At 23.6% G+C, this 2438-nt stretch carries 2 protein-coding genes; one reads left to right on the top strand and one right to left on the bottom strand.

The genetic code is table 11. From position 1 onward, the window contains the following. The coding region (locus tag KGF52_RS20835) for an ADP-ribosyltransferase (protein WP_227841494.1) at positions 1–469 on the top strand (469 nt) is incomplete at its 5' end. 455 nt (positions 470–924) lie between these two features. Here the strand turns inward: KGF52_RS20835 and KGF52_RS20830 are convergent. Further along, positions 925–2157, bottom strand: coding sequence for a hypothetical protein (locus KGF52_RS20830; RefSeq protein ID WP_227841493.1), 1233 nt, complete (start codon positions 2155–2157; stop codon positions 925–927). Positions 2158–2438: the final 281 nt, after the last annotated feature.

The following is a 2438-nucleotide window of genomic DNA, read 5'->3' as shown; positions in this document are numbered from 1 at the left end:
ATATAAAATTATTTCAGATAATTTTACAAAGGAAACAAAAGAAGTCATTAACCATTATTGCAAACAAAACAAGCCAGAAATAAATAGATGTTTAAGGGATAATAAAAAAATTAATGAGAAAGGAAATCGGTATATAAATATATTAGACAAAGCTTTATCTAATCAGATAGGTGAGAATATAATAACATATCGCAAGGTTAAAGAAAATCCATTTAAGGATAAGAATATTTTTTTAGAAAAAGGATATATGAGTACATCCTTGATTGATGGGGATATCAATCAAATACATACTGGTGAATATATGTTAAAAATATTAGTACCGTATCATTGTCAAGGATTTTATGTTGACTATATTAGTAGTAGACAGGGAGAATTTGAGATGTTATTAAAAAGGAATATCAAATTGAAAAAGATGGCATCTGAGAAACAAAAGAATAGGACTCTTATTTTATGCATAATTGATATTTAAAAGTAGTATTATGTGAATAAAAGAGAATACCCACTAAACTCCAACTTATAGAGAAAATTAAATGAACAATTTTAATATTGGGAACTAAAAATAGCAACTACATTAAATATAAATTTACCTAATTAAGTTGCTATTTTGTATGAAAATTAATTATTAATCTTTTTTTAATTAATAAAGTTGCCAGTTTAAAGTTCATATCCATTTTTATAATTAACCCTACTAAGGATTAAGCCTTTATATGTATGCTTTTATAAAGTATACTTAAGATTTATAAACAAATCTTAGGAGCGAAATGTTTTTCTATATTGAAATATACGAAATTTTTAGTCAATCTCCACCTTTTTAAATCCTTAGCCTATATAAATTTTAATTAGTAAATTAATCCTGTTAATATATTATACAGAATTAAAGTAATTTTATAACTAATGGATAAATATTTTATAGAAATATATGAGCTATATGATACTTTCATGGCAAGATGATTCATACGCTTCTATAAGTTCTTTTGTTGTTTTTTCTTCATAGGCAATTTTATTATTTTTTCTGATAGTGCTATTTTTAAATAAAATTGCAGTATGTCTTTTGCCTAATACTTTTAAACACTTTTCATGATTTAACTTAGAGATACATAAATTATTAGCATTTATCTTCTCAGCAATTTTTTCAGCTCTATCTAATACTTTCTCATTTAATAAAGGAATGTAATAAGCATTTATATTAAAATATTTATTATCTGCTTTATCAAACTTAAAATCAGTTTTAAGCTTACTATGGTCAATAGTAGATAGTAGCCCTAATAGGATTAATATTCTTACCATAGAGCTAATAGGACCCGTTTTTAGAGGGATAATACTTGGATTATTGTTATATAGGTCGGAGATATCTTTTTCAATAGTTCTTACAGGGTAATAGAATACAGGTTGATTATCAAATGTTTCTTGACTAAAGCAGTATTTAATACTCCTATTATAAAACAAATCTATTAAATAGAATTTATCATCTAACAATCTATGCAATTCAACGTACTTAGTATCATTTATTAATTCCTTATTTTTATTAACTCTTTTTATTTGACTATTCTTAACAGCAACTATAATACCTACTTTAGTACAGATATAATCAATTGCTTCAAAGAAATCTAAGTCAAAAAATATTCTAATTAAGTCTATTAATGTGAAGCTTGGTTTTTCTTTTGAAAATGTTATTTTATTCATATCTCTTTTAGTAGTGTTTAAATAATACCTATACCCATTATTATTTTTAAGTACATATGCTTCAAATTCTTTTTCTACTATATATTTAAGGGTATATGTTGAACCTTCAAAGTATTCACCAATTATAGTATACTTTGAGCCTATTCTATCTTGTAATCGATTTGAAAGGTCTTTTAATGCGTCATATGCGTTTTTAGGTGATAGGTTTAAATCTTTAACTGATTCAGTGGCATTTAGCACTATGCATCTTTTAAAAAATATGCAGGAAAAACGCTCTTGGGTACTTGCATTTATATTAAATAATTCAAGTAAATTTATTTGATATATAAGAGCCTCAGCATCTTTATAAGATTTAACCTTTTTATTAAGTTTAATTTTTTCAAAATAAGTAGGAATTGTATCTATATCAAAGTTATCATTGATACTTTCTTTAAGTTTTTTTATATTTAACTTAAGCTCTTCTAATTTAGCCATATTATAATATCTCCTTGATTAATATATTTAATTTATATATAAATTTTCTAATAACCATTTGAAAAAGTAATAAAAAAACTAAATGATGTTATTCAAATCAAGTAAAACCAATGCTTTATAGAAATATTACTTGCCACATAATAATATAAATTAATATATACGTTTAAAAAATTAAAAGAATAAGTAGTAATAAAATTGAGTTTCATTTAATCATGAAAATAGTTTTATTTAACACTACCCTTCGGGTGATACCTATAAAGTAATTAATATATTTAGATTAT

Origin of the sequence: Clostridioides sp. ZZV15-6597, assembly GCF_020657815.1 — a bacterium.
Lineage (GTDB): Bacteria > Bacillota > Clostridia > Peptostreptococcales > Peptostreptococcaceae > Clostridioides.
Note: the sequence above shows the minus strand (reverse complement) of the source record. Positions and strands in the feature narration are given on the sequence as shown.

Bases quoted from the DNA above. Each gene is read 5' to 3' on its own strand.
- KGF52_RS20830 (WP_227841493.1), bottom strand. From the start codon at position 2,157: ATGGCTAAATTAGAAGAGCTTAAGTTAAATATAAAAAAACTTAAAGAA.